Annotated in this window: 19 protein-coding genes; 5 read left to right on the top strand and 14 right to left on the bottom strand. The window is 67.2% G+C overall.

Going from position 1 to position 21,095, the window contains the following annotated elements; genetic code table 11:
- Positions 1–73: 73 nt before the first annotated feature.
- The 6 genes from ACFOWZ_RS45820 to ACFOWZ_RS45795 form a co-directional block, all read right to left on the bottom strand.
- A complete protein-coding gene (locus tag ACFOWZ_RS45820; RefSeq protein ID WP_382380639.1) occupies positions 74–1,087 on the bottom strand; it encodes an N-acetylglucosamine kinase in 1,014 nt (337 codons plus the stop codon).
- A gap of 5 nt (positions 1,088–1,092) precedes the next feature.
- Positions 1,093–2,361, bottom strand: coding sequence for a 6-phospho-beta-glucosidase (locus tag ACFOWZ_RS45815; RefSeq protein ID WP_382380637.1), 1,269 nt, complete (start codon positions 2,359–2,361; stop codon positions 1,093–1,095).
- A 205-nt stretch (positions 2,362–2,566) separates the two neighbouring features.
- Positions 2,567–3,460, bottom strand: coding sequence for a carbohydrate ABC transporter permease (locus ACFOWZ_RS45810; RefSeq protein ID WP_382380635.1), 894 nt, complete (start codon positions 3,458–3,460; stop codon positions 2,567–2,569).
- On the bottom strand, positions 3,457–4,431 hold the full coding sequence (locus tag ACFOWZ_RS45805) for a carbohydrate ABC transporter permease (protein ID WP_382380633.1): 975 nt from the start codon (positions 4,429–4,431) through the stop codon (positions 3,457–3,459). Before ACFOWZ_RS45805 ends, ACFOWZ_RS45810 begins: the two co-directional genes overlap by 4 nt.
- A gap of 12 nt (positions 4,432–4,443) precedes the next feature.
- The gene (locus ACFOWZ_RS45800) at positions 4,444–5,769 is read right to left on the bottom strand and encodes an ABC transporter substrate-binding protein (protein ID WP_382380631.1); all 1,326 of its coding nucleotides are present in this window, start codon (positions 5,767–5,769) and stop codon (positions 4,444–4,446) included.
- A gap of 16 nt (positions 5,770–5,785) precedes the next feature.
- Positions 5,786–6,997, bottom strand: a complete 1,212-nt coding sequence (locus ACFOWZ_RS45795; protein WP_382380629.1) for an ROK family transcriptional regulator — start codon at positions 6,995–6,997, stop codon at positions 5,786–5,788.
- Between the two features lie 126 nt (positions 6,998–7,123).
- Between ACFOWZ_RS45795 and ACFOWZ_RS45790 the strand changes: the two genes are divergently transcribed.
- Positions 7,124–7,768 carry a DUF3159 domain-containing protein gene (locus ACFOWZ_RS45790; protein WP_382380627.1) on the top strand — a complete coding sequence of 215 codons (645 nt, stop codon included), beginning with the start codon at positions 7,124–7,126 and terminating at the stop codon, positions 7,766–7,768.
- On the opposite strand, the gene ACFOWZ_RS45785 is transcribed toward ACFOWZ_RS45790, so the two are convergent.
- The 4 genes from ACFOWZ_RS45785 to ACFOWZ_RS45770 all read right to left on the bottom strand — a co-directional run bounded on the left by ACFOWZ_RS45785 (position 7,765) and on the right by ACFOWZ_RS45770 (position 10,611).
- Entirely contained in the window at positions 7,765–8,262 is a 498-nt protein-coding gene (locus ACFOWZ_RS45785) for a DUF3558 domain-containing protein (RefSeq protein ID WP_382380625.1), read from the bottom strand. The genes ACFOWZ_RS45790 and ACFOWZ_RS45785 overlap by 4 nt on opposite strands.
- On the bottom strand, positions 8,259–8,450 hold the full coding sequence (locus ACFOWZ_RS45780) for a DUF397 domain-containing protein (RefSeq protein ID WP_382380623.1): 192 nt from the start codon (positions 8,448–8,450) through the stop codon (positions 8,259–8,261). The genes ACFOWZ_RS45785 and ACFOWZ_RS45780 overlap by 4 nt, the downstream gene beginning before the upstream one ends.
- A complete protein-coding gene (locus tag ACFOWZ_RS45775; protein ID WP_382380621.1) occupies positions 8,447–9,283 on the bottom strand; it encodes a helix-turn-helix domain-containing protein in 837 nt (278 codons plus the stop codon). The genes ACFOWZ_RS45780 and ACFOWZ_RS45775 overlap by 4 nt, the downstream gene beginning before the upstream one ends.
- 89 nt (positions 9,284–9,372) lie before the next feature.
- On the bottom strand, positions 9,373–10,611 hold the full coding sequence (locus ACFOWZ_RS45770) for a hypothetical protein (protein WP_382380619.1): 1,239 nt from the start codon (positions 10,609–10,611) through the stop codon (positions 9,373–9,375).
- Between the two features lie 61 nt (positions 10,612–10,672).
- Here ACFOWZ_RS45770 and ACFOWZ_RS45765 point away from each other — a divergent pair, with 61 nt between their 5' ends.
- The 3 genes from ACFOWZ_RS45765 to ACFOWZ_RS45755 all read left to right on the top strand — a co-directional run bounded on the left by ACFOWZ_RS45765 (position 10,673) and on the right by ACFOWZ_RS45755 (position 15,751).
- Complete coding sequence (locus ACFOWZ_RS45765; RefSeq protein WP_382380617.1) at positions 10,673–13,891, top strand: DEAD/DEAH box helicase; 3,219 nt, start codon at positions 10,673–10,675, stop codon at positions 13,889–13,891.
- An 899-nt stretch (positions 13,892–14,790) separates the two neighbouring features.
- Entirely contained in the window at positions 14,791–15,039 is a 249-nt protein-coding gene (locus tag ACFOWZ_RS45760; protein ID WP_382380615.1) for a hypothetical protein, read from the top strand.
- 25 nt (positions 15,040–15,064) lie between these two features.
- Complete coding sequence (locus ACFOWZ_RS45755) at positions 15,065–15,751, top strand: HNH endonuclease (RefSeq protein ID WP_382380613.1); 687 nt, start codon at positions 15,065–15,067, stop codon at positions 15,749–15,751.
- Between the two features lie 9 nt (positions 15,752–15,760).
- Here ACFOWZ_RS45755 and ACFOWZ_RS45750 read toward each other — a convergent pair whose 3' ends face one another.
- From ACFOWZ_RS45750 to ACFOWZ_RS45740, 3 genes are read right to left on the bottom strand one after another with little or no spacing between them, the layout of a single operon-like run.
- Positions 15,761–17,101: a class I adenylate-forming enzyme family protein gene (locus ACFOWZ_RS45750; protein WP_382380611.1), complete on the bottom strand. Its 1,341-nt coding sequence runs from the start codon at positions 17,099–17,101 to the stop codon at positions 15,761–15,763.
- Position 17,102: 1 nt separating this feature from the next.
- Complete coding sequence (locus ACFOWZ_RS45745) at positions 17,103–18,176, bottom strand: 3-dehydroquinate synthase II family protein (RefSeq protein ID WP_382380609.1); 1,074 nt, start codon at positions 18,174–18,176, stop codon at positions 17,103–17,105.
- Positions 18,173–18,970, bottom strand: a complete 798-nt coding sequence (locus tag ACFOWZ_RS45740; protein WP_382380607.1) for a 2-amino-3,7-dideoxy-D-threo-hept-6-ulosonate synthase — start codon at positions 18,968–18,970, stop codon at positions 18,173–18,175. Before ACFOWZ_RS45740 ends, ACFOWZ_RS45745 begins: the two co-directional genes overlap by 4 nt.
- Positions 18,971–19,176: 206 nt before the next feature.
- Between ACFOWZ_RS45740 and ACFOWZ_RS45735 the strand changes: the two genes are divergently transcribed.
- Positions 19,177–20,085, top strand: a complete 909-nt coding sequence (locus tag ACFOWZ_RS45735) for a LysR family transcriptional regulator (protein WP_382381306.1) — start codon at positions 19,177–19,179, stop codon at positions 20,083–20,085.
- 85 nt (positions 20,086–20,170) lie between these two features.
- On the opposite strand, the gene ACFOWZ_RS45730 is transcribed toward ACFOWZ_RS45735, so the two are convergent.
- A complete protein-coding gene (locus ACFOWZ_RS45730) occupies positions 20,171–21,088 on the bottom strand; it encodes an N-acetylglucosamine kinase (RefSeq protein ID WP_382380605.1) in 918 nt (305 codons plus the stop codon).
- Between the last annotated feature and the right edge of the window lie 7 nt (positions 21,089–21,095).

The raw sequence follows: 21,095 nt of genomic DNA, 5'->3' as shown, positions 1-21,095 counted from the left end.
CCCGAGCAGTGGGGTTTGGGACCGTCTCAGGGGGCGCCGCCGCCGATCTACCCCCTGAGACGGGGCTTTCACCTCACCCGCTGGCCGCCACGTCGAGGGCGGCGGCCGGCAGGTGGTCGTCGTAGGCCGAGCGCAGCCTCAGCTCTGCGCCCGGCGAGGCTCCGATGAAGTCGAGTCCGGCCAGCGCGGCACCCACCACGGGAGGCACGTCCACCACGCGGACCTGGGCGAGTGGTGCGGCTGCCAGCACCTTCTCGCGGACCGGGCCCACCACGACCTCGCCCGTGTTGGTCAGAACACCGCCGCCGAGGACCACGTCCACCGGCTCGTCCATCAGGTCGAGCTTGCGCAACGAGACCGTCGAAAGCAGCACGATCTCCTCGACCAGACGGTCGATCTGGGCCAGGGCAACGGCATCACCGCGGGCGGCGACGTCGAAGACCAGCGGGCAGAGGGCGTGCGGGTCGAGCGCGATCTCCTCGAAGTGGATCTTCTCGACCACGCTGAAGATGGACGTCTCGCCGTAGTGCTCCAGCAGGGCGCCCAGCAGCTCGGTCGGCTGGCCGCGGCCGTCCTCGGCGCGCACTGCGTGCCACAGGGCGTCGTTGCCGAGCTGCCCGCCGCCGCCCCAGTCGCCCGAAATGGCGCCCAGAGCGGGAAAGCGGTGCGTGCGGCCGTCGTGGGCCACACCGACGGCGTTGATGCCGGCGCCGCACACCACGGCCACACCCACGCCGGACGTGGTTCCGGCGCGCAGCAACGCGAACGTGTCGTTGCCGACGAACGTCGTCGTGGACCAGTTCCGCTCGGTGATCGCCCGCGTCAGGTCCTCCTCCTCGCGGGGCAGGTCGGCCCCCGCGAGGAAAGCGGCCGTGTGCGCGGCGATCGGCTCGTCGGGGGACAGTCCCGCCTGAGCTGCGGCCTCGCGTGCCAGTGCCTCGAACACGTCGAGCCCGCGCTGCATGCCCACGGTCTGCGGCGGGGCACCGGGCCCGCGCACCTGCGCGAGCACCTTGCCGTCCGCGTCCACCAGGAGCACCGCGGTCTTGCTGTTCCCGCCGTCGATGGCGAGGACCCGGTCCGTCATTGTTGTCAGGCTCCCTTCACCCACGGCAGCAGATCGCGGTTCTGCGCGATCAGCTCGTCGGCCAGCTGGTCCGCGATGGCGTGCTGGCCGATCAGCGGGTGGGCGAGCAGTGCGTTCGCCACTCGGTCGCGACCACCGTGGATCGCGGCTTCCAGCGCCAGGTACTCGTACGCGGTCACGTGCGAGATCAGGCCGGAGATGGTCGGCTCCACCGGGCGCACCGGCAGTGCGACGCCACCCTTGGAGTCCACAGTGGACGAAACCTCGATCACGGCGTCGTCGGGCAGGAACGGCAGCGAACCGTTGTTCTGCACGTTCACCACGTGCTTCTCGGCACCGGCGCCACCCGTCAACGCGTGCACGAGCTGCACGGCTGCCTCCGAGTAGTACGCGCCACCGCGCTGCGAGAGCTGCTCGGGCTTCGTCACGACCGACGGGTCGCCGTAGATGTCGAGCAGCTCCTTCTCGACCGCCGCGACGACCTCGGCGCGCGGCGGCTCGTTGCGCTGCTTCTTCACGACGGCGTCGTGGTTGTAGAAGTAGTTCAGGTAGTACGACGGCACCATGTTCAGGCGCTGGATCAGCGACGCGTCGATGCCGACGTGCTTCGAGAGGCCCTCGAGGTGCTGCGAGAGCAGCTCCGGCAGCCGGTCCACGCCGTCGACGTACACGCCGCGTTCCCACGTGAGGTGGTTCAGGCCGACGTGCTCCAGCTCCACAGTGGACGGATCGACGCCCAGCAGGCCGGACGTCCAGCGCTGGAACGTGATCGCCACGTTGCACAGGCCGATCGCCTTGTGCCCAGCCTGGAGCAACGCCCGAGTCACGATGCCGACCGGGTTCGTGAAGTTCACGATCCACGTGTCCGGGCCAGCGAGCTCCCGGACCGTCTCCGCGATGTCCAGGACCACCGGCACGGTCCGCAGAGCCTTCGCGAGGCCTCCCGCGCCGGTGGTCTCCTGGCCGACGCACCCGCAGGTCAACGGGAACGTCTCGTCCGAAGCGCGGGCCTTCTGACCACCCACGCGCAACTGCAGCAGCACCGCGGACGCGCCCTCGACACCGTCTTCGAGCGACGTGGTGGTGCGCGCCTTCGCCGGGTGACCCGCGTGCTGGAGCAGGCGCTGGCTGAACGGACCGACGAGAGAGAGGCGGTGCTCGTCCGGGTCGACCAGGACGATCTCGTCCACCGCCAGGCTGGTGCGACGGCCGGCGATGCCGTCGATCAGCTCCGGCGTGTAGGTGGACCCGCCACCGACGACGGTGAGTTTCATCTGAAGTCCTCCGAGCAGATCCCGTCCGTCAGGGCGGGGATGAATCGAACCTCTGCGGAACAGGGCGCGGATCGCTGGTTCGCCGCCAAGGCGCGATGAAGGGAACCTTCATGGCGAACTTGCGTGGCGTGCAAGTTCGGGATGAAGGGAACCTTCATCGACCCCACGTGGATGAAGGTTCCCTTCATCAAGATCAACGAGGGGGTCACCCCTTGACCCCCGTGAACGTGATTCCCTTGACGAACGACTTCTGGGCGAAGACGAAGAGGACGACGGCCGGGATCATCGTCAGGAACGTCACCGCCATCGACGAGTTCCACTGGACGATGTGCATGCCCTTGAACGTCGCCAGCGCCAGCGACAACGTCCACTGGTCCTTCACCTCGCCCGTGTAGAGCAACGGGCCGAAGTAGTCGTTCCAGGTGAAGAGGAAGCAGAACAGCGCGGTGGCCGCGATGCCCGGCTTGGCCATCGGCACGATGATCCGCACCAGCGCCTGGAACTCCGAGCAGCCGTCGACGCGGGCAGCGTCCACGTAGGACTGCGGGATCGTGAGCATGAACTGGCGCAGGAGGAAGATGCTGAACGCGTCGAAGAGGAAGTACGGCACGATCAACGGCCACAGCGTGCCCGTCAGGCCCAGCGACGACCACGTGTCGTACAGCGGCACGGCCACGACCTGCGGCGGCAGCATCATCGCGCCGATGACGAGGATGAACGCCACGTTCCGGCCGCGCCACTGCAGTTTCGCCAACGCGTAGGCGGCGGGGATCGACGAGATCAGCATGCCCGCGGTGGCGAGCAGCGAGTACGTGAGGCTGTTGACGAGGTACTGGAAGAGCGGGGCCTTGTCGAAGACCTCGACGAAGTTCTCCCAGTGCCACTCCGTCGGCCACAGGTTCGAGGTGAACGCCTGGTCGTCCGACATCACCGCGGTGAGGAAGACGAACACGACGGGTGTGGCGAACATCAGGCCGAGCGCGAGGCCGAGGGCGTGCGTGGCGACCCAGTTGAGGAAGCCGCCGACGTTGCGCTTGCGGCGCGGCTGTTCCGGTTCCCAGGCGATGTCGGCCGGTGGTTTGGCCAGCGTGGCGGTCATGCTCCCGGACCCCCTTCCTCGGCGCTGGAGTTTTTGCGCATCCGCTGGACCAGCACGATGGTGACGGCGAACGAGATGATGAACAGGACCGTGGCCATCGCGGCCGCGTAGCCCATGTCGAAGTAGCGGAAGCCTTGCGTGTACAGGTAAACCGGGAACGTCAGCGTCGAGTTGTCCGGATATCCCAGGTATTTGGTCGATCCCGTCGCGTCCGCTGCTCCCGAGCCGGCCGACCCCGCGACGACCGCCTGCGTGAAGAGCTGCAACGCGAGGATCACCGAGTTCACGATGCCGAAGAGCAGCACCGGGGAGATCGTCGGCAACGTGACGTGCCACCAGCGCCGGATCGGGCCGGCGCCGTCGAGCTCCGCCGCCTCGTACTGCTCCTGCGGAACGTCGAGGATCGCGGCCAGGATGATGATCATCAGGTCGCCCGAGATCCACAGCATGATCGCGGTGATGCCGGGCTTGGCCCACGCCGGGTCGGAGAACCACAGCGGCGAGTCGACGCCGAACCAGCCGAGGATGCTGTCCACCGGGCCGCCGTTGGGGCGCAACACCATGAAGAACACCAGCGTTGCGGCCACCGGCGGCGCCAGCGACGGCAGGTAGCAGAGCGTGCGGATCAATCCGACGCCAGACTTCAGACGAGCGATGACCGATGCCACGCCCAGCGCGAAGACCGTTCGCGCGATCGTGAGCACCACGACGAACCACAAGGTGTTCGTGATCGCCTTGGTGAGCAAGGGATCCTTGAACATGAACTCGTAGTTGGCGAGGCCGTTGAACTCCGGCGCGTTGATCAGGTCGTACTTCGTGAAGCTGAAGATGACCGTGGCGACCAGCGGATAACCGAAGAACAGGACGAAGCCGATGATTGCCGGGGCCATGAACCCGAGCACGGCGAGACGGTGGCGGGCACGTGCCCGCCCCCTGCCGGGGGCGGGACGGGCGCCGAGCGTGGCGGTCATCTCAGGGATTCCCTACTTGCCGCTCTTGGCGATCTGGTCGTCGATGTTCTTGTCGACTTCCTTGAGACCGGCTGCGAGGTCCGGGACCTTGCCGGAGGTGTACGACACCGCGAAGTCCGTGACTGCCTTGATGTGCGCGTCACCGATCGGGGTGACCGGGTTGCCCTTGAGCTTGTCGCTCTTGGCCAGGTCGATGAACGTCTTGAACTGCTCGTCGACTTCCAGCTTCGGGCTCTCCATGGCGGCCTTGGTGCTCGGCACGTTCTTGATGGCGTTGGACAGGTCGACGATCGTGTCGGTGTCGAACGACAGGTGCTTGATCAGCTCCCACGCGGCGCCGGGGTTCTTGGCGCCCTTGGGAATGCCCATGATCGTGCCGGTGGTGAAGGCCGTGCCGTAGTCGGCGGGCTTCCAGGTCGGGAACGGAGCCGTGCCGAACTTGATCTGCGGCGCCTGGGCCTTGAGGAAGGCGGTGCGGTACTCGCCGTCCATCATGATCGCGACCTTGCCCTGGTGGAACGCGTGGTCAGCCGAGTACTCCTGGCCGAGACCGGCGCGGAAGCGCTCCAGCGCGTCGAAGCCGTAGAAGTCCACGAGCTTCTTCTGGAACGTCATCATCTCGGTGAAACCGGGCGAGGACGCGAGCGCCGACTTGCCGTCCTTCTCCCACTCCGCGCCGAACGACGGAGCCAGGATGGTCGGGCGGTTGGCGTAGAAACCCATGGTGGGCAGGTAACCCGCGACCTCGATGTCGCCGTTCGGCGCCTTCTTGGTCAGCTTCTTCGCAACCTCGAACAGCTCGTCCAGCGACTTCGGCGGGGCCGAGACGCCGGCCTCGCTGAACATGCCGGTGTTGTAGTACATGGCGTAGACGTCGGTGAGCATGGGCATCGCACAGCGGTTGCCCTTGTACTCGGTGTACTCCCGCACCGCGGGGGAGATCTGGTTCAGGTCGACCTTGTCGCGGTCGATGTAGGCCTTCAGCGGCTGGAACGCGCCGGAAGAGCAGAACTGGCCGATGTTGTCGGTGGTGAACGACAGCGCGACGTCAGGCGTGTTGCCCGACCGGATGCCCGCGGTGATCTTGTCGTCGTCCTGCGAGCCCTCGTGCTTGATCTCGATGTTCGGGAACTTCTTGTTGAACGTCTTGAGGGCCTTCGTGACCTCTTCCAACTCGCGGTCGGAGTAGTTGCTCCAGACCGTGAGGGTGAGCTTGTCGTCCTTGCCAGGAGCGGCGGCGGCGTCGGAATTGGCGCCGCCACCCTTGCCCGCCGCACATGCGGTGAGGGTCAGCGCTGCGGCGACACAGAGCAAGGCAGCACGGGTGTGCTTGCGCATGTGCACTCCTTCTCGATCAACGTGGGGACCCGGCGACCACTGGGCCGCGGAATGGAGCCGTGGTGGCTGCCGGCAGGCCGAACACCTGCTCGCGTGCGACGGCCAGGGCCGAGTGCAGTGCGCCGCTGCGCACCGGCTTCCCGGTCACCAGGGCCAGTTGGAGAGGTGTCCTCGGCACCACCAGTTGCCGCAGTTCCGCGGCAACGAGGTCGTTCAGCGTGGTTCCCCCTGCCTGGGCGATGTCGCCGGACAGGAGGATGAGTTCCGGGTCGAGCACCGCGACGACGCTGGCCACGCCCGTGGCGATGCGCCTCGCGAGATCGACCATGAACTCCCTGCCCGCCGGGCCCGCGGCCAACGCCTTGCGCACGGCACCGTGACCGTTGCGTGCGGAGAGCCCGTGAGCCTTGGCGAGCTTGCAGATCGACGCGTTGCTGAGCAGCTCACCGAACGTGCCGCCGGCGCGGTCCGTGTCGGTGTCGGCGGCCGCGCGGTCGGGGATCATCAGCCCGTCGATCTCGCCCGCACCACCGGAAGCGCCCTTCAGCAGCACTCCGTTGATCACGACGGCGGCACCGACGAGGTCAGCGGGCCAGATGACGACGAAGTCGCGCACCTGCGTGGCCCGTCCCGCGACCATCTCCTCCAGCGCGACCAGGTTGACGTCGTTCTCGACGCTCACCGAGGTCGCGAGCTGCTCCCGCAACCGGCCGGGAACGTCGAAGCCGCTCCAGCCGGGCAGATGTGGTGCGTAGGCGAGCTCGCCGTTCGCGGGATTCACCGCTCCCGGACAGCCCACCACGACGTGCAGCAACTGGTCGGCGGTCAGTCCCGCCTGCCCGCACGCCTTGCCGACCGCGCTCACGAACGCCTCGAGCACGCCGTGCTTCGCGGGCATCGGGGCCTTGTGCTCGGTGAGCACGGCACCGGAGATGTCCGCGATCGCGATGTCGACGGTCTCGGGGGTGAGGTCGACAGCGGCGATGTGCGCAAGGGTTCCGTTGACCGACCACAGCTGGGCACGAGGCCCGCGTCCGCCGCCGCGCAGTCCGTTGCGGACCACGGTGTCGGCGGTTTCCAGCCGGGTGAGCAGCTGTGCGGTCGCCGGCTTGGAGAGGCCGATCAGGCCCTCCAACTCCGACCTGGTCAGCGGCCCGTTGCGCAGCAAAGCCTCGATGGCTGCGCGGTCGTTGATCTCCCGCAGCAGTCGTGGGCTTCCGGCACGCATTAGGTCCGCTCCTGTCTGTTAACTTTCCAGACGATTTCCGCAGACGGTAGTGACCTGGTTCACCGGGGTCAATCCCCGATACGGGTCCGTTACCTGACTTAGGTTCACCTAAGGCAATCTGGAAGCATGACCGACGTGCGCCAGGAGTCGCTCGCATCACTGCTCGGAGGCCGGGGCGGCGCCCTCGACGCCTCCCTGCCTCCACTGGCGTTCGTCGCAGGCTGGCTGCTCTGGGGTCACTCCATCGGCGCGGGCGCCGTGGCCGCCGTCCTGTGCGGAGTGGTGATCGGTGTCGTGCGCTTCGTACGCGGCGAGAAACCCCGTGCGGTCGTGTTGTCCGTGCTGCTGGTGGTGGCCGCCGCTCTGGTGGCGCTCTACACCGGCCGTGTCGAGGACTTCTTCCTCATCCAGCTGCTGTCCAACGTGGCCTCGGCCCTGGCGTGGGCGGGCTCGATCGCGGTGCGCTGGCCGTTGCTCGGCGTGGTGGTGGGGACGCTCCTCGGGCAGAAGACCCGGTGGCGGCGCGATCCTGCCCTTTTGCGCGCGTACTCAGTCGCGTCGTGGGCGTGGGTCGGGCAGTACGTGCTGCGGGTGGCCGTGTTCACGCCGTTGTGGCTCGACGCGCAGGTCGTCTGGCTGGCCACGGTCCGTGCGCTGCTGTCGTGGCCGTTGCAGATCGTCTGCATCCTGGTGTCGGGGTGGCTGCTGCGGCGTGCGCTGCCGTCGGGCCATCCCGGGTTCCGGCACCCGCAGGTGCCGGAGCAGGCTTAGGCCTTCAGCTTCCCGACGACCCGTCCGGCGAGCTTCTCGCTGAGTTCGCAGACGATCGGGTATTCGGGTTCTGCCCGGAAGTTGGTGGTGATGCGCACTTCGACGGCAGCCCCGTCCGACGCGCTGATGGTGGTGTCGCAGGTTCCCTGGCCATCGCCGACGTTGCTGACGAAAGCCGGGTATCCGGCGACCTCCGTCTCCCGGAACGTCTTGCCCTTGCCGGCCTTCTCCTTCAGCGCGTCGAACGTCTTCTTCGTCGAGAAGGTGATGATGTAAGCGGGCCGCGTCATGGCCACCGGATCCCAGAAGCAGGACGGCCCCTGCGAATTGTCCTTCAGCTCGGGGGTCTTGAACTCGTCCTCGGAATTGAGTTCGTTGCCGGTGAACAGCCGGCACGGATCGTCCACGAACTTGCTCAGGTCGAGGTCGGACGAGGTGGAGCAGCCGGAAACGACAGCCGCGGTCGTCAGCAGGATCAGAGCATTGAGCTTCACAGTTCCCGTAGACGATCACGGGAGGGCAGCGGTTCCGTCGTCAGACGAAACAGGAACGCCGACCACGCTTCCGCCGACACGGGGAGGTAGGTCGCGGGGGCCTTGCTGTCGCGGATGCCGACGCTCCGGCCCACTTCGACGCAGTTGTTGCCACTGCCGCTGTAGCTGCTCTTGCGCCAGGCGGTCATTGGAGCCCCTCCAAGATGTTGTCGATCACCGCCCTCGATTCTTCCTCACTCAGGGCGACGGCGGCGAGAGCCGCAAGGATGTCGTCGTGGGCCTTGATGGTGTCGGCGTCGTCGAAGAACAAGCAGTAGTTGACGCTCTCGACGTAGACGACGGTCGGGTACTTCGGGAACTTCATCATCCGGAAATCGCCGGCCGTTCCCGCGTGCATGCCCGCTGAACGAGGAACGATCCGCAGGCTGATGTACTTCCGCACGGACATCCTGAGCAGATGGGCCAACTGCTCGCGCCACACCTCCAGGCTGCCGACCTGAAGCCAGAGGGCGTGCTCGTGGATGAGGAAGGTGAACTGCCGTCCGGGTCGCAGGATGTTCGCGCGTGCCGCTCTCGCGGCGGCAACTGCCGGCACCTTCTCGGCCTCGATCAACGTCGAGTGCTCGGTGACGACGTAGGCGTATTCGGGAATCTGCAGGAGGCCAGGCACAAGAGTCAGCGACCAGTCGGTGATCTCCTCGGCATCCCGCTCCTGGTCGATCAAGGTGCGCACCTGGTCAGGCACGCCGTCCTCTGGGATCTGAAGCCAGGCCTTGCCGGACTCCCTGAACAGCTCCAGCAGGTGTTCGCGCTCTTCGGTAGTGGCCTGGCAATAGGCGAGCAGCAGCACCACTTCCTGCTCGCTCACACCTCCCTTGCCGAGCGTCAGGTCGGAGATCTTGGCTTCCTGCCAGCCGAGCAGTTCGGCGAGCCTGCGGTGGGTGAGCCCGGTGCGCGCGATGACGGCACGAACACCGGCACCGAACTCACGCCCCACCACACTGGACGATCTTTTGGGCATGCCGGAAAGCTAAGCCTGGTATGGCTTTGCGCTCCATCGTTTCCGGCCAAATCTGCCTGAAGGTGGGAGCCATGGAGCGGCTCCATGTTTCACGATCTTGCTTTGAAGGCTGCCTTCCTGGCTGCTTTCGCGATCTTCTTGTCCGGGTGCTCCTCGCCGATCATCGTGAGCGCGTCCCACACTTCCGGGTGCGGGAGACGCCACATCGCGTCGAACATGTCCCGCACCAGCTCGGGCGGTGCTCCCGGCGGGAACGCGTTCTCGACCTCGCCCGTCGCCGCCACCAGGTCCGTGAGGAGCCACGCCGCGTCGGCGATGTCCACTTCCTCGCCCGCAAGTTCGGTCTTGGCGTACGGCCGCAGCTCGGGCACGTCCATCGCCGACCGCCACAGCGACTCGGTGCCCAGTTCGTTGGACCTGATCAGATGGACGGCGAACATCCGCTCGAAGGCATCGCCGAGCGACGCTGCGGAGATCAGCTCCTGCGCTGCCTGCTCAGGAGTACGCAGCGCGAGCCAGGCCCGGGACTCGTCGGCGTTCTCCTCCTCACTGAGCGAGGCACCGGCGCGGAGAAGATCGGCCGCGGTCATCTGTTCGACCGGCGGCAGCACGCCGATGTCGACGCCCAGCGCCACATACCGTTCGCGCATGCCCCACAACGCGAGTGGGGTGAGCGTGACGGTGTCGTCAGCGATGTGCACGGCACCGAGCTCGCGCAGCCGCTCCAGGAGCGCGGGAACGGGGTCACCGACCGCCTTGAAGAGGTCCTCGTCCAGCTCCTCGGTCAGCGCGCCCTCGACGAGTTCGCTCAACTCGTTGCGGGACAAGCCGTTTCCACCCGCCAGAAAGAGCGCGAAGATCATGGCGGGGCCGGCAGGACCGAAGTCCGGATCGGTTTCCGGATCGAGGTCGCCGTCGTACCAGACCGATTCGGCGAGCACGAACTCGAACGCGACGTCCCACAGGCCGACCACGTCGTCGTCGCTGCCGTCCGGCCACTCGTCGAGTCCGTCGCCAGGCCGCGCCTCGTCGTCGGTCAGCTCGATGAAGTCGAGATCCTCGGCGAGATCCCACAGCATCTCGAACTCGCTGTCGGAAAAGCCGAGCGCTTTCACAGCGGCGGCGGTGTCGGCGGTGCTGAGGCCACCGTCCTCGACGACAACTTCGCGACCGTCCAGCCAGGTCGCCGCTCGGCGCGCCTTGGTGAGCAAGTCGCTGGTGCGTGCCTGCGCTGCCAGCGTCGCCAAGTCCGGCAGGCGGATCGGCGGCAGTTCGTCCGGCAGGCCGAGTTCGCTGGGATCCGGTGCGGGCATGAACTCGTCGTCCATTCGGCAAAGCTACTCCGCTGCACCGACAGAACTGTCGGTGCCCGCTGCTACGTTTGCCCGCATGCGTGTGACCACCGTCCAGCTCGATGTCCGGGATGTCGAGTACGCCATGGGCAGGACCACCTTCGACCGGGGTTCCGACTATGCGCGGCAGGGCCGTGTGCAGCGTTTCGGCTGGGATGGCGCGGAGTCCGCGCTCTACGGGACGGTGCTCGGGCGGGGTGGCGTCTACCAGACGTCGGTGTACTTCGACCGCCTCCGCGACTACTTCCAGTTCGCGCACGGTGAGTGCAGCTGCCCGGTAGGACTCAACTGCAAGCACGTGGCCGCGTTGGTGGTCGCGGCCACGCAGTCCGAGCAGCCACGCAGGAAGTCGTCGAAAGTCACGTGGGACCGGTCGCTGGAGGCACTGCTCGACGGCGGGCAGGAGGTCGACGCCGGCGTGCCGCTGGCGATCGAGTTGACGCTGGCCCAGTCGAACGCCCGCACCGGGCCCGGCTACTCGTTGACCGCACGGATGGTGCGGCCCGGCAAGAACGGCGGCTGGGTCGGCAGCGGCCTCAACTGGAATCAGCTGGGCTACTACGGTCGTGACCACCGGCCGTCGCACCTGCGGCTGCTGCGCGAGTTCTACGCGATGTACCAGTCGGGCAGCACCGGCCACGGCTACTACGCCGAGAAGACGCTCAACCTGCTGTCGTTCGAGTCCGAGAAGCTGTGGCCGCTGCTCGACGAGGCCCGCGAGCTCGGGCTCGGTCTGGTGCACGCGCGTAAGGGCCTGGGAGACGTGGCTCGCCCCGCTGTCGCATGGCTGAACCTGGATGTCACCGGAAGTGGCACGAAGCACGTGGTCGATCCGGTGCTCACCGTCGACGAGTTCGAGCAGGAGATCGAACCGCTCTGCTTCATCGGCTCCGCTGGGCACGGGCTGGTGTACGTCGATCGGGAGCAGGTGCAGGCAGACAACGACTGCCGCTGCTGGCAGTTTCGGCTCGCGCGGCTGGCCAAACCCGCACCCGCCCAGCTGCAACGGTTGGTGCTGGACAAGAAGCGGCTGGAGATTCCGAAGAACGGGCGCACCAGGTTCCGCGACGAGTTCTACCCGCGACTGCGGCACCTCGCGCCGGTGACCTCGTCGGACGGCGCCTTCACGCCCCCGGAGATCTCCGGGCCCACCCTGGTTCTGCGCGCGGCGCACGAGGCGGGCCACGCCCTGGACGTCGACTGGGAATGGGAGTACCAGGTCGGCGACTCCTCGTTCCGGGCGCCGTTGGGTGAACTCGATCCGGATGACGGCCACCGCGATCTCGCCGCGGAACGTGCACTGCTCGCCTCGGTCGAGCAGCACGTGCCGTCGCCAGGGCCCAAGCGTCTCGCGGGCACCGACACGATGCGGTTCGTCACCGAGGTGTTGCCGTTGCTGGTGGACCTGCCGGGGGTGGAGGTCGAGGCCAGCGGCAAACAGCTCGCCTACCGCGAGGTCAGCGACACCGTCGAGATCGGTGTGTCCACCGGTGAGGTGGCGGGGGAGACCGACTGGTTCGATCTCGGGATCACCATCAGCGCGGACGGCCGCACGGTCCCGTTCCTCGACGTGTTCCTCTCCCTGAACCGGGGCGAGACGCATCTGTTGCTCCCGGACGGCGCCTACTTCTCGCTGGAGAAGCCACAGCTTCGATCGTTGGCCGCGCTCATCGAGGAAGCGCGGGCACTGCAGGACGGCTCCGCCGGCGAATCCCTGCGGATCAGCCGCTTCCAGGCCGGCCTGTGGGAGGAGCTCGCCGAGCTCGGTGTCGTGCAAAGCCAGGCAGAAGCGTGGCAACGGCAGGTCGAGGGACTGCTGTCGATCGACTCGCTCCGCGCGACCGAGGTGCCGGAGTCACTCGACGCGCGCCTTCGTCCGTACCAGATGGACGGTTTCGGCTGGCTCGCCTTTCTCTGGGAGGCCCGGTTCGGCGGCATCCTCGCTGACGACATGGGACTCGGCAAGACCGTGCAGACGCTGGCGTTGATCTGCCAGGCAAGGGAAACCACTCCGGACGGCGCGCCGTTCCTCATCGTCGCACCCACCAGCGTCGTGTCGAACTGGGCCACGGAGTCGGCGCGGTTCGCTCCGGGGCTGAACGTCCGGGCGATCGGGGAGACGACGAAGAAGCTCGGCCTGACGCTGGACGAGGCCGTCGCGGGCGCGGACGTGGTCGTCACCTCGTACGCGTTGTTCCGGCTCGACTTCGACGCCTACTCGGCGCTGCCGTGGTCCGGTCTCGTGCTGGACGAGGCACAGTTCGCCAAGAACCACCAGTCGAAGGTCCACCAGTGCGCGCGCCTGCTGCCGGCACCGTTCAAACTAGCGATCACCGGTACGCCGATGGAGAACAACCTCATGGAGCTGTGGTCGCTGTTGTCGATCACCGCGCCGGGGCTGTTCCCCAGCCCGACGAGGTTCCGGGAGTTCTACGCCCTGCCGATCGAGAAGCACGGCGACACCGACCGGCTGGCCCAGTTGCGGCGCCGGATCAAGCCGCTGATCAAACGGCGCACCAAGGAACAGGTCGCCGCGGACCTGCCTGCCAAGCAGGAACAGGTGCTGGAGGTCGAACTGCACCCGAAGCACCGCAAGCTCTACCAGACCCAGCTCCAGCGGGAACGGCAGAAGGTGCTGGGACTTGTCGACGACCTGAACAAGAACAGGTTCACGATCCTGCAGTCGCTGACCCTGTTGCGGCAGCTGAGCCTGCACGCCGGGCTGGTCGACGAGAAGCACGACGCCCTGCCGTGCAGCAAGATCGACGCGCTGATCGAACAGCTGACCGACGTGATCGACGGCGGACACCGCGCCCTGGTCTTCAGCCAGTTCACCGGATTCCTGGACAGGGTGCGGACCGCTCTCGACGCGGCCGGAGTCGAGTACTGCTACCTGGACGGCAAGACGCGCGGGCGAGCCGCTGTGCTGAAGAGGTTCAAGGAAGGCACCGCGCCGGTGTTCCTCATCAGCCTCAAGGCCGGTGGCTTCGGGCTCAACCTCACCGAAGCGGACTACTGCTTCCTGCTCGACCCGTGGTGGAACCCGGCGACCGAGGCCCAGGCGGTCGACCGGACCCACCGCATCGGACAAAGCCGCAACGTCATGGTCTACCGCCTCGTCGCCAAGGACACCATCGAGGAGAAGGTCATGGCGCTCAAGGCGCGCAAGGCCGAGCTGTTCGCCAACGTCATCGACGAGGGCAACGTGTTCGGCGCGAGCCTCGACGCCGACGACATCCGCGGCCTGTTCGCCTGAGGCCTACTAAGCACCAGGCCAAAACTCCTGTCCGTAACGTTGCTCCCCAGGCCCGTTTGGCGCGAACGTGACATTGGGGCCGATAGATGGCCCGAACGTGCTTTTCGCGCCAAACAGGAGCAGTCGCGGACAGGACTCTTGGCAGCCCGCTAAGACTATGCAGTTCGGCGACCGAGTGGACATGTATGTCTCGCAGGTGAAGCTGAGGAACATCAAAGGGTTCCACGGCGCCCGTGAGGTGGGCCTGACGCTCACTCGCCCGGACGGCTCACACGCCGGATGGACTGTCATCGCGGCGAAACGGTTCTGGAAAGTCCACCCTGCTGCAGGCGATCGCGTTCACACTCAGTGGTCCTTGCGTTGTTTTCGCCTTCATGCAGAGCTTTGAGAACTGGATGACGCATGGCGCAGATGCCGCTTTGACAGATCTGCAGATTACTCGAGACCCGGAATTCGACTCTTTTCTAGAGGTTCCGGACCAGGTTGCTCGCCTGGCGCTCAGCTGGGCAGGGAGGTTCTCTGAGAATCGATTCAGAAATCATGCTCGACGGCCCGTGGAACATTGAGTCGAGCGGGTGGATGTGCGTCGCATATGGACCGTTCCGTCGGCTCACGGGGGCAGCCGGCAACGCGATCGGGCGGATGTCACAAATCTCCAGCTTGTTCAACGAAGACTCCTCACCCGCGGAGGGTGTCAGCTGGCTGATCCGGCAGCGTCTTCGAGCGCTCGAAGGTGAGCCGGGTGCTGATGATCTGAAACAAGCCGCACTACGCCTGTTGAGCGATGGCCTGCTCCCTGATGGCCACAAGGTTGATGACGTCACCTCGGACGGCCTTTGGGTCACCTGTGGCGGCAGCAGGTTTCCGTTGCGTGAGACCAGGATCTGTATGAACGGGTCGTGTACGGCAGTGGCGACGATGCCGTTCTCACCGAGCTGTTCGGTCTCGACTCGCCCTACTCTGAGCGAGCTGACAAGTTGCGCGCGCGACTCGTCGACCTGGAAGTCAAGGCGCTCGCCGGAACGGCGGACGAACAGGAAGTCCGGCAGTACAAGGAGCTTCGGGAGAAGCTCACGAGTTCGCTGACGGCCCGAGTGGACGAGGTGGCGGCTCGTTTGCGGACGCACGATCAGGATCTATCGAGCTGATCTTGATCCACGTCTTGGCACTCGGATGGCCGAGAAGACGGAAAAGATCAGATTGGCGCTGCCGGACACGCGATACCAGACGGCTCGCAGGTCCTGGGACAACTCGACGATCCGGAGGCCCCTCCGAGCAGTCCTCGGTCAGATGGCTGCTGGCTTTGAGACGTGCATGTACTGCGGGGAAAGTCGTGGCACCGATGTCGACCACTTCGAGCCCGTCGCCCGCAACCCGCTGCGCACCTTCGACTGGCTCAACCACCTCCTTGCCTGTTCAGGCTGCAACAGCCATCAAAAAGGCGAACGGTTCCCGGTCGACGACGACGGTGACCCGCTGCTGATCGATCCGAGCTCCGAAGACCCGTTCGACCATCTGCTGCTGACGCTGTCCCTCGGTGTGTACCGCCCACTGACCCCAAAGGGGCAGGCGACGATCGATGTGTGTGGACTCAACGAACGCGGGTTGCCGAAGGGTCGTATGCACGCTCGAAAGGTGGTTGGGCTCGCTCTGCGCGAGTGGGATCGTGCGCGGGCGCGCAACCGCTCCGACGAAATGCGGGAACAGGTTCAAACCGTGCAGGACCAGCCGTTCGCGGACGTGTGTCAATCCATGCTGCGGCAGGCGTTCAGTCCAGGTGCCGACGTTGTGTTCAGCGACTCTCCGGATCTTCTTGCGCTCCTGCGCAGGGATGACCTGCGCGCGGCGCTGCTGAGGTGATCTGGGGCGTCAAGTGTCGGCGAGCACGTCGGGGTTGCGGATCAGTTTGCCGCTGGACGTCCTTGGCAACGCGTCCACGACGTGGATGTGCGCCGGGAGCTTGAACTCGGCGAGCCTTTCCGCACACCACTCCGAGAGCGCCTGAGCGGTGAGCGTGTCGCTGGAAGTCCCCACGTACGCGTGGATTTCCGCGGGACCGACGGCGACGGCTTCGGTCACCAACGGGTGGGCGCGCAGGGCGTGTTCGACCTCGGTGAGGTCAACCTTGTTGCCGCGTACCACGACCAGCGAGTCGGCGCGGCCGAGCAGCCGGAGCTCGCCGTCCTCGGTGAACTCGCCGCGGTCGCCGGTGCGGAACCAGCCGTCGGCGAACCGCGCGGGGTCGTTGTCGGACAGGTACGGCGTTTCCGGTAGCGCCACCTCGACCAGTCCGTCGCTCACGCGTGCCGTGACGCCGGGCATCAGCGGGCCGACCGACGGACGGACCGTGCCGTTCACCGCCATCGTCAGCGCGCCTGTCTCGGTGGTGCCGAAGCATTCGCCGACAGGGAAACCGTAAACGGCGGCGAACCTGTCGGCCACGTCCTGCGGCATCAGCTCGCCGCCCGCGAACGCGCCGCGGACCGTCCGCAAGGCGCCGCGGTCGGGGGAGGAGGCCAGCAGGTCGAAGTGGAACGGCAGGCCGGTGATGAAGTCGACCTCGTGCGTCCGTGCCTGGCGCAGGATCGCTTCTGCGGCAGGCCTTTCCGCGAACACCAGGTGCACGCCGGTCGCGAGCGAGTGCAGCAGGCCGCCGATCAGGCCGAAGCTGTGGGCGGGGGAGTTGAGCAGCAGCAGGCGTTCTCCCGGCGCGACCATGCCGCCGGACTTGGTGAACCGGTCCACCTCGTCGAGGAGGGAGGCGGTGCTGCGTCCGATCACCTTCGGTCGTCCGGTCGAGCCGGAGCTGAACTGGACGAGCGGGTGCGCGGTCGGTGCGGGATCACCGCCCGCCGGTTCGAGCTCCAGCTGGTACCGCTCCTGGAAGCAGGTCGCGGGATTTCCCTTCTGGCGCAGGAAGAACTCGGGACGGGTCAGCTCGCACAGCACGTCGACCTCGGCCGGCCGCAACCGGTGGTCGATCGAGATCACCTGGGCGCCGAGGCTCCACAGCGCCAGCACCGCTTCGAACTGGCTGAAGCTCGGTGGCACCTGGACCGCGACCGTGCTGCCTTCCCTCACGCGAGCGAACTGCACGGCCAGAGCAGCGACATCGGCGCGCATATCGCCGTGTGTCACCGTGTTCTCGTAGGTGAAGATCGGCACGTCAGCAGCGTGGCGGTGCAACAGATCGGTGATGAACTCACGCATGTCACAACTCCTTGCAGAACTCGCCGATCGGGAGGCCCACGTGCCGTTGCTCCGGCGCGACGTACCCGAGGAGTTCGTCGCCGGGGCGCAGCTCGGTCACGTTGAGGACCTTGCCGCCGGGGCCGAGCACGCGGACGTGCCAGTCGTCCTGCACCATCAGGTGCACCTCGACGCCTTCCGGCGAGCGCGCGGTGATGGTGAGCATCGGGCGTGACTCGAGCTTGGCCCTGCCGACGGTGAGCTCGCGGGTGCGGCCGTCGGCGCGGACGGCGAGGACCTTGCTGCCCGACCGCAGTTCCGAGAGGTAGTTGGTGCGGTTCGCCGGTCCGAGCACGTAGGAGTGCAGTGCGCCCGCGTTGACCCGGAACGGTCGCGTCGGCATGTACGGCAACGGATGCGTTTCGCTGCAACAAAGAACGAAGCCGGAGGAGAAGGACCCGACGAGGATTCCTTCGTCCTCCTGGAAGTGCGAGGCGGTGTCGACGCACACGCGGTCGCCGAGGCCGTTGTGGGTGAGGGCTTCGACGGTGAGCGTGGTCAGGGTCAGCGGCGGGGACGTGACTTCCAGCAGCCTGGCCAGTTTGAACACGTCGGTCGCGTCCTGCGGGGCCATCAGCACGCCGTCGGAGCCGTGTTCCAGGACCTCCAGGACGATCGCGGCCTCGACGAGGTCGGCCACGACGGTGACGAGCTCGCCGGGTGCCCCGTCGGCGGCGGCGATCACGATCTCCAGCGGGATCTTCGTCGGGTCGGTGAACGCGACGACGGTGTGGTCGAGCCGTTCCGCCGCGGCACAGGCCAGTTTGAGCGTGCGGTCGTCGCTGACCTGGACGAAGGCGGAGCTGGACGGCAGCCGGTCGAGCTGGTCCTGGTCGTGCACCGCTACCGTGACGAGGTGGGGGCTGTCGACGTGCTCCTCGGTGAGCAGCACGCGGGTGATCGTCGGGGGCAGGTCGTCGAGCAGCGCGGGGTCGTCGGACACGACTCCGCTGATCCGGCTGTGCACCGCCGCGTCGATCACGGCGGTCCGGTGCGCTTCCGGCACGATTCTGAGGTCGATCCAGGCGAACTTCACCGGTTCTCCAAGGTGGCGGTCAGTGCGCGGATGAGGCTTTCGTCGGTGGGCGCGTGCACGATCGAGGTCAGCTCCGCGACCAGTTGCATCGGTGTCGGCGAGGTGAAGACCCGGCGTCCCACGGCGAGTCCCGAGCAGCCGGTCGCCATGGCGGTGCGGGCGTGGTCGGCGAGGTCGTGGGCGGATTTCGGACCGCCCGCGACGAGCACCGGGATCGGGCAGCTGGCGACCACCCGAGCCATTTCTTCCGCCGGGGCGGCCAGGTTCGTCTTGACGATGTCCGCGCCGAGGTCCGCCGCGATGTTGACGACGTGCGCGAGGACGGCCGGATCCTGGGCGTTGCCGACGCGCGGTCCCCGTGCGTAGATCATCGCGACGAGCGGGACGTTCCACGAGTCGCACGCGGCCGCGACCGTGCCCAGGTCACTGAGCTGGCGCGACTCCGTGTCAGAGCCGATGTTCACGTGCACGCTCACCGCGTCGGCGCCGAGCCGCAGCGCCTCGTCGACCTCGCCGACGAGCACCTTGGCGTTGGCGTCGGCCATGTGCACGGTGCCCGCACTCAGGTGGACGATCAACGCACATCCGCCGAGCACAGCCGGATCTATCGTGCGCACACGTCCTTTGTGGACGATGACGGCGTCGGCCCCGCCCTGCACGACGGCACGGATGAGGTCGTCCCACCGGTCGCGCGGTACCACGGGACCGTCCGAAACGCTGTGGTCCAACGGTACGAAGAGGTACTTGTCGTCCTGCGGACTGGAAAGCCGTCGCAGCCGCAACGCTTTCCTCATGGCGTTCACACCCCCTGGATCGTTCTGATGTCCACAGCAGGGTGGTCTAGTCCGCGCGCACGGCGGCAGGTGTGACGTACCGATAATTCCCGAGTTATCGGCCTGATAGAGCAATCGTGCTTACAACGGCGACTGTGCGTCATCTGGTGACACCCACGTGGCCGAGTTTGTGGCTCCCCAACTTGTCCTAGGCTTCCTCGGTGCGAATGGATCTGAGACATCTGCACGTGGTCCTGACCGTGGCGCGAGCCGGCAGCATCAGCCGGGCCGCCTCCCAGATGAAGATCGCTCAAGCCGGGCTGACGGCCCAGGTCAGACGGATCGAGGCGAGTCTCGGTGGTCCCTTGTTCCTGCGCCGCACCGCCGGCGTCGAGCTGACCGAGCTGGGCCGTCACGTCGTGGTGCGGGCCCAGGACCTGGTCGACAGGTTCGACGACCTGCTCGTCACCTCGCACAAGCTGGCAGACCGCGGCGACTCGGGGATCCGGCTGGGAGGCGTGGCGGGCTCACCGACCGCGCTGCTCGTCGAGGTGGTCAGGGAGACGTTGCCGGGCCTGCCGCAGACCACGCACGTCGAGCACGGCGCCCACGCGGTCCTGGAGCTGGTGCGCACGGGCGAGCTCGACCTCGCGCTGGTGGTGGAGTTCCCGCACAGCCCGTTGAGGTTCCCGGACGAAGTCGGCTTTCGCCGCGTGGCAACCGAACGGATGCTGATCGGCGTGCCGCTGGGCCACCGGTTGTCCGGCCGCAGCGAGGTGCTGCTGTCCGAGCTGGCCGGCGAGGAGTGGGTCGTCCCGGACGAGAAGAACGGCGGACGGCTCAACCTCGACCTGGCCTGCGAGGCCGTCGGCTTCACGCCGCGCTGCGCACACTTCGGCGTCGACCCGGTGGTCGCGGCGGACCTGGTGCGGTCGACCGGTGCCGTGGCGGGCTTCTTCCCCGGCCACGACCTGCCCGGCGTGCTGCTCAAGCCGATCATCGGCAACCCGTTGCACCGGCGGATCACGCTGGTGTGGAACGCCGACGCGGCCGAGCACGTGGAGGACGTGCACGCCGGACTGCTGCGCGCGTACCACGAGAGGAAGCCGGACTCGGGCCGCCTCCTGGCGTCGTAACCCGACCCCGGGTTTTTGGCGCGAAAAGCACGTTCGGGCCATCTATCGGCCCGAACGTGCTTTTCGCGCCAAAAAATGAGGGTGCTTAGGCCGGGCGCGGAGCCGTGGGGCCCAGCACGTCGACGGCTGCCAGCCACGCCGCGCCCGCTGCCCCTTCCGTCGCCATGATCACCTGGGCGTTGCACCGGGTGAGCAGCTCCTGCTTCAGGTGCGTGCCCACCGGCGTCTTGATCAGGCTGCCCACCAGCACGATCGGTGACGTGTCGGACGGCTTGCGCACCGCGGACGCCGTGTCCGCGAGCAGGCGGGCGGCGGAGGCGACGATCGTCAGCGCCTCGGGATCGCCGTGGTGGTAGGCCGAACTGACGAGCGGGGCGAACTGCGCCAGCCTGATCGGTGGCTGCGCGTTGACCGCGTTGATCAGCTGGCTGCGGTTGCGCGCGCCGGCCGCGGTGAGGACCGCGGTGGCCAGGCCTTCCAGGGGCGCGTCGAGGTCGAGCAGCCTCAACGTCGCCCGCACGGCCTCGCGGCCCAGCCAGAACGCCGAACCGTCATCACCGATCAGCCAGCCGTAGCCGCCGGACTGGGCGACCATGCGATGGCCGGCGATGCGGCCCGCGATGGAACCGGTGCCCGCCACCAGAACCGTGCCGTCGGGGCACGACGTGCCGGTGGCGAACGCAGCCTCGCAGTCGGTGATCACCCGCATCGGGCAGTGCAGGCCCGCGCGTTCCCAGGCGTCCTGGAAGAGCGCGGAGACGGCCGGGTCCGCCAGTTTCGAGGCTCCGGCCATGCCGAGGACGCCGCTGCGGACCTTGCGGGAGTCCAGACCGTCCAACGCCTCCCCGAGCGCCTCGCCGATGTGGGCCGCGGCGACGGTGGGCGGGTGCGAGTTCGGGTTCGCGCCGCCCGCCAGGCCCTGGCCGAGGCGGGCGCCGTCCAGATCGAGCACCAACGCCCTGGTTGAGGTGCCGCCAGCGTCGAGTCCCACGACCAGATCCATAAAAGCC

The sequence above is a fragment of the Lentzea rhizosphaerae genome (assembly GCF_042649515.1).
Classification (GTDB): domain Bacteria; phylum Actinomycetota; class Actinomycetes; order Mycobacteriales; family Pseudonocardiaceae; genus Lentzea; species Lentzea aerocolonigenes.
Note: the sequence above shows the minus strand (reverse complement) of the source record. Positions and strands in the feature narration are given on the sequence as shown.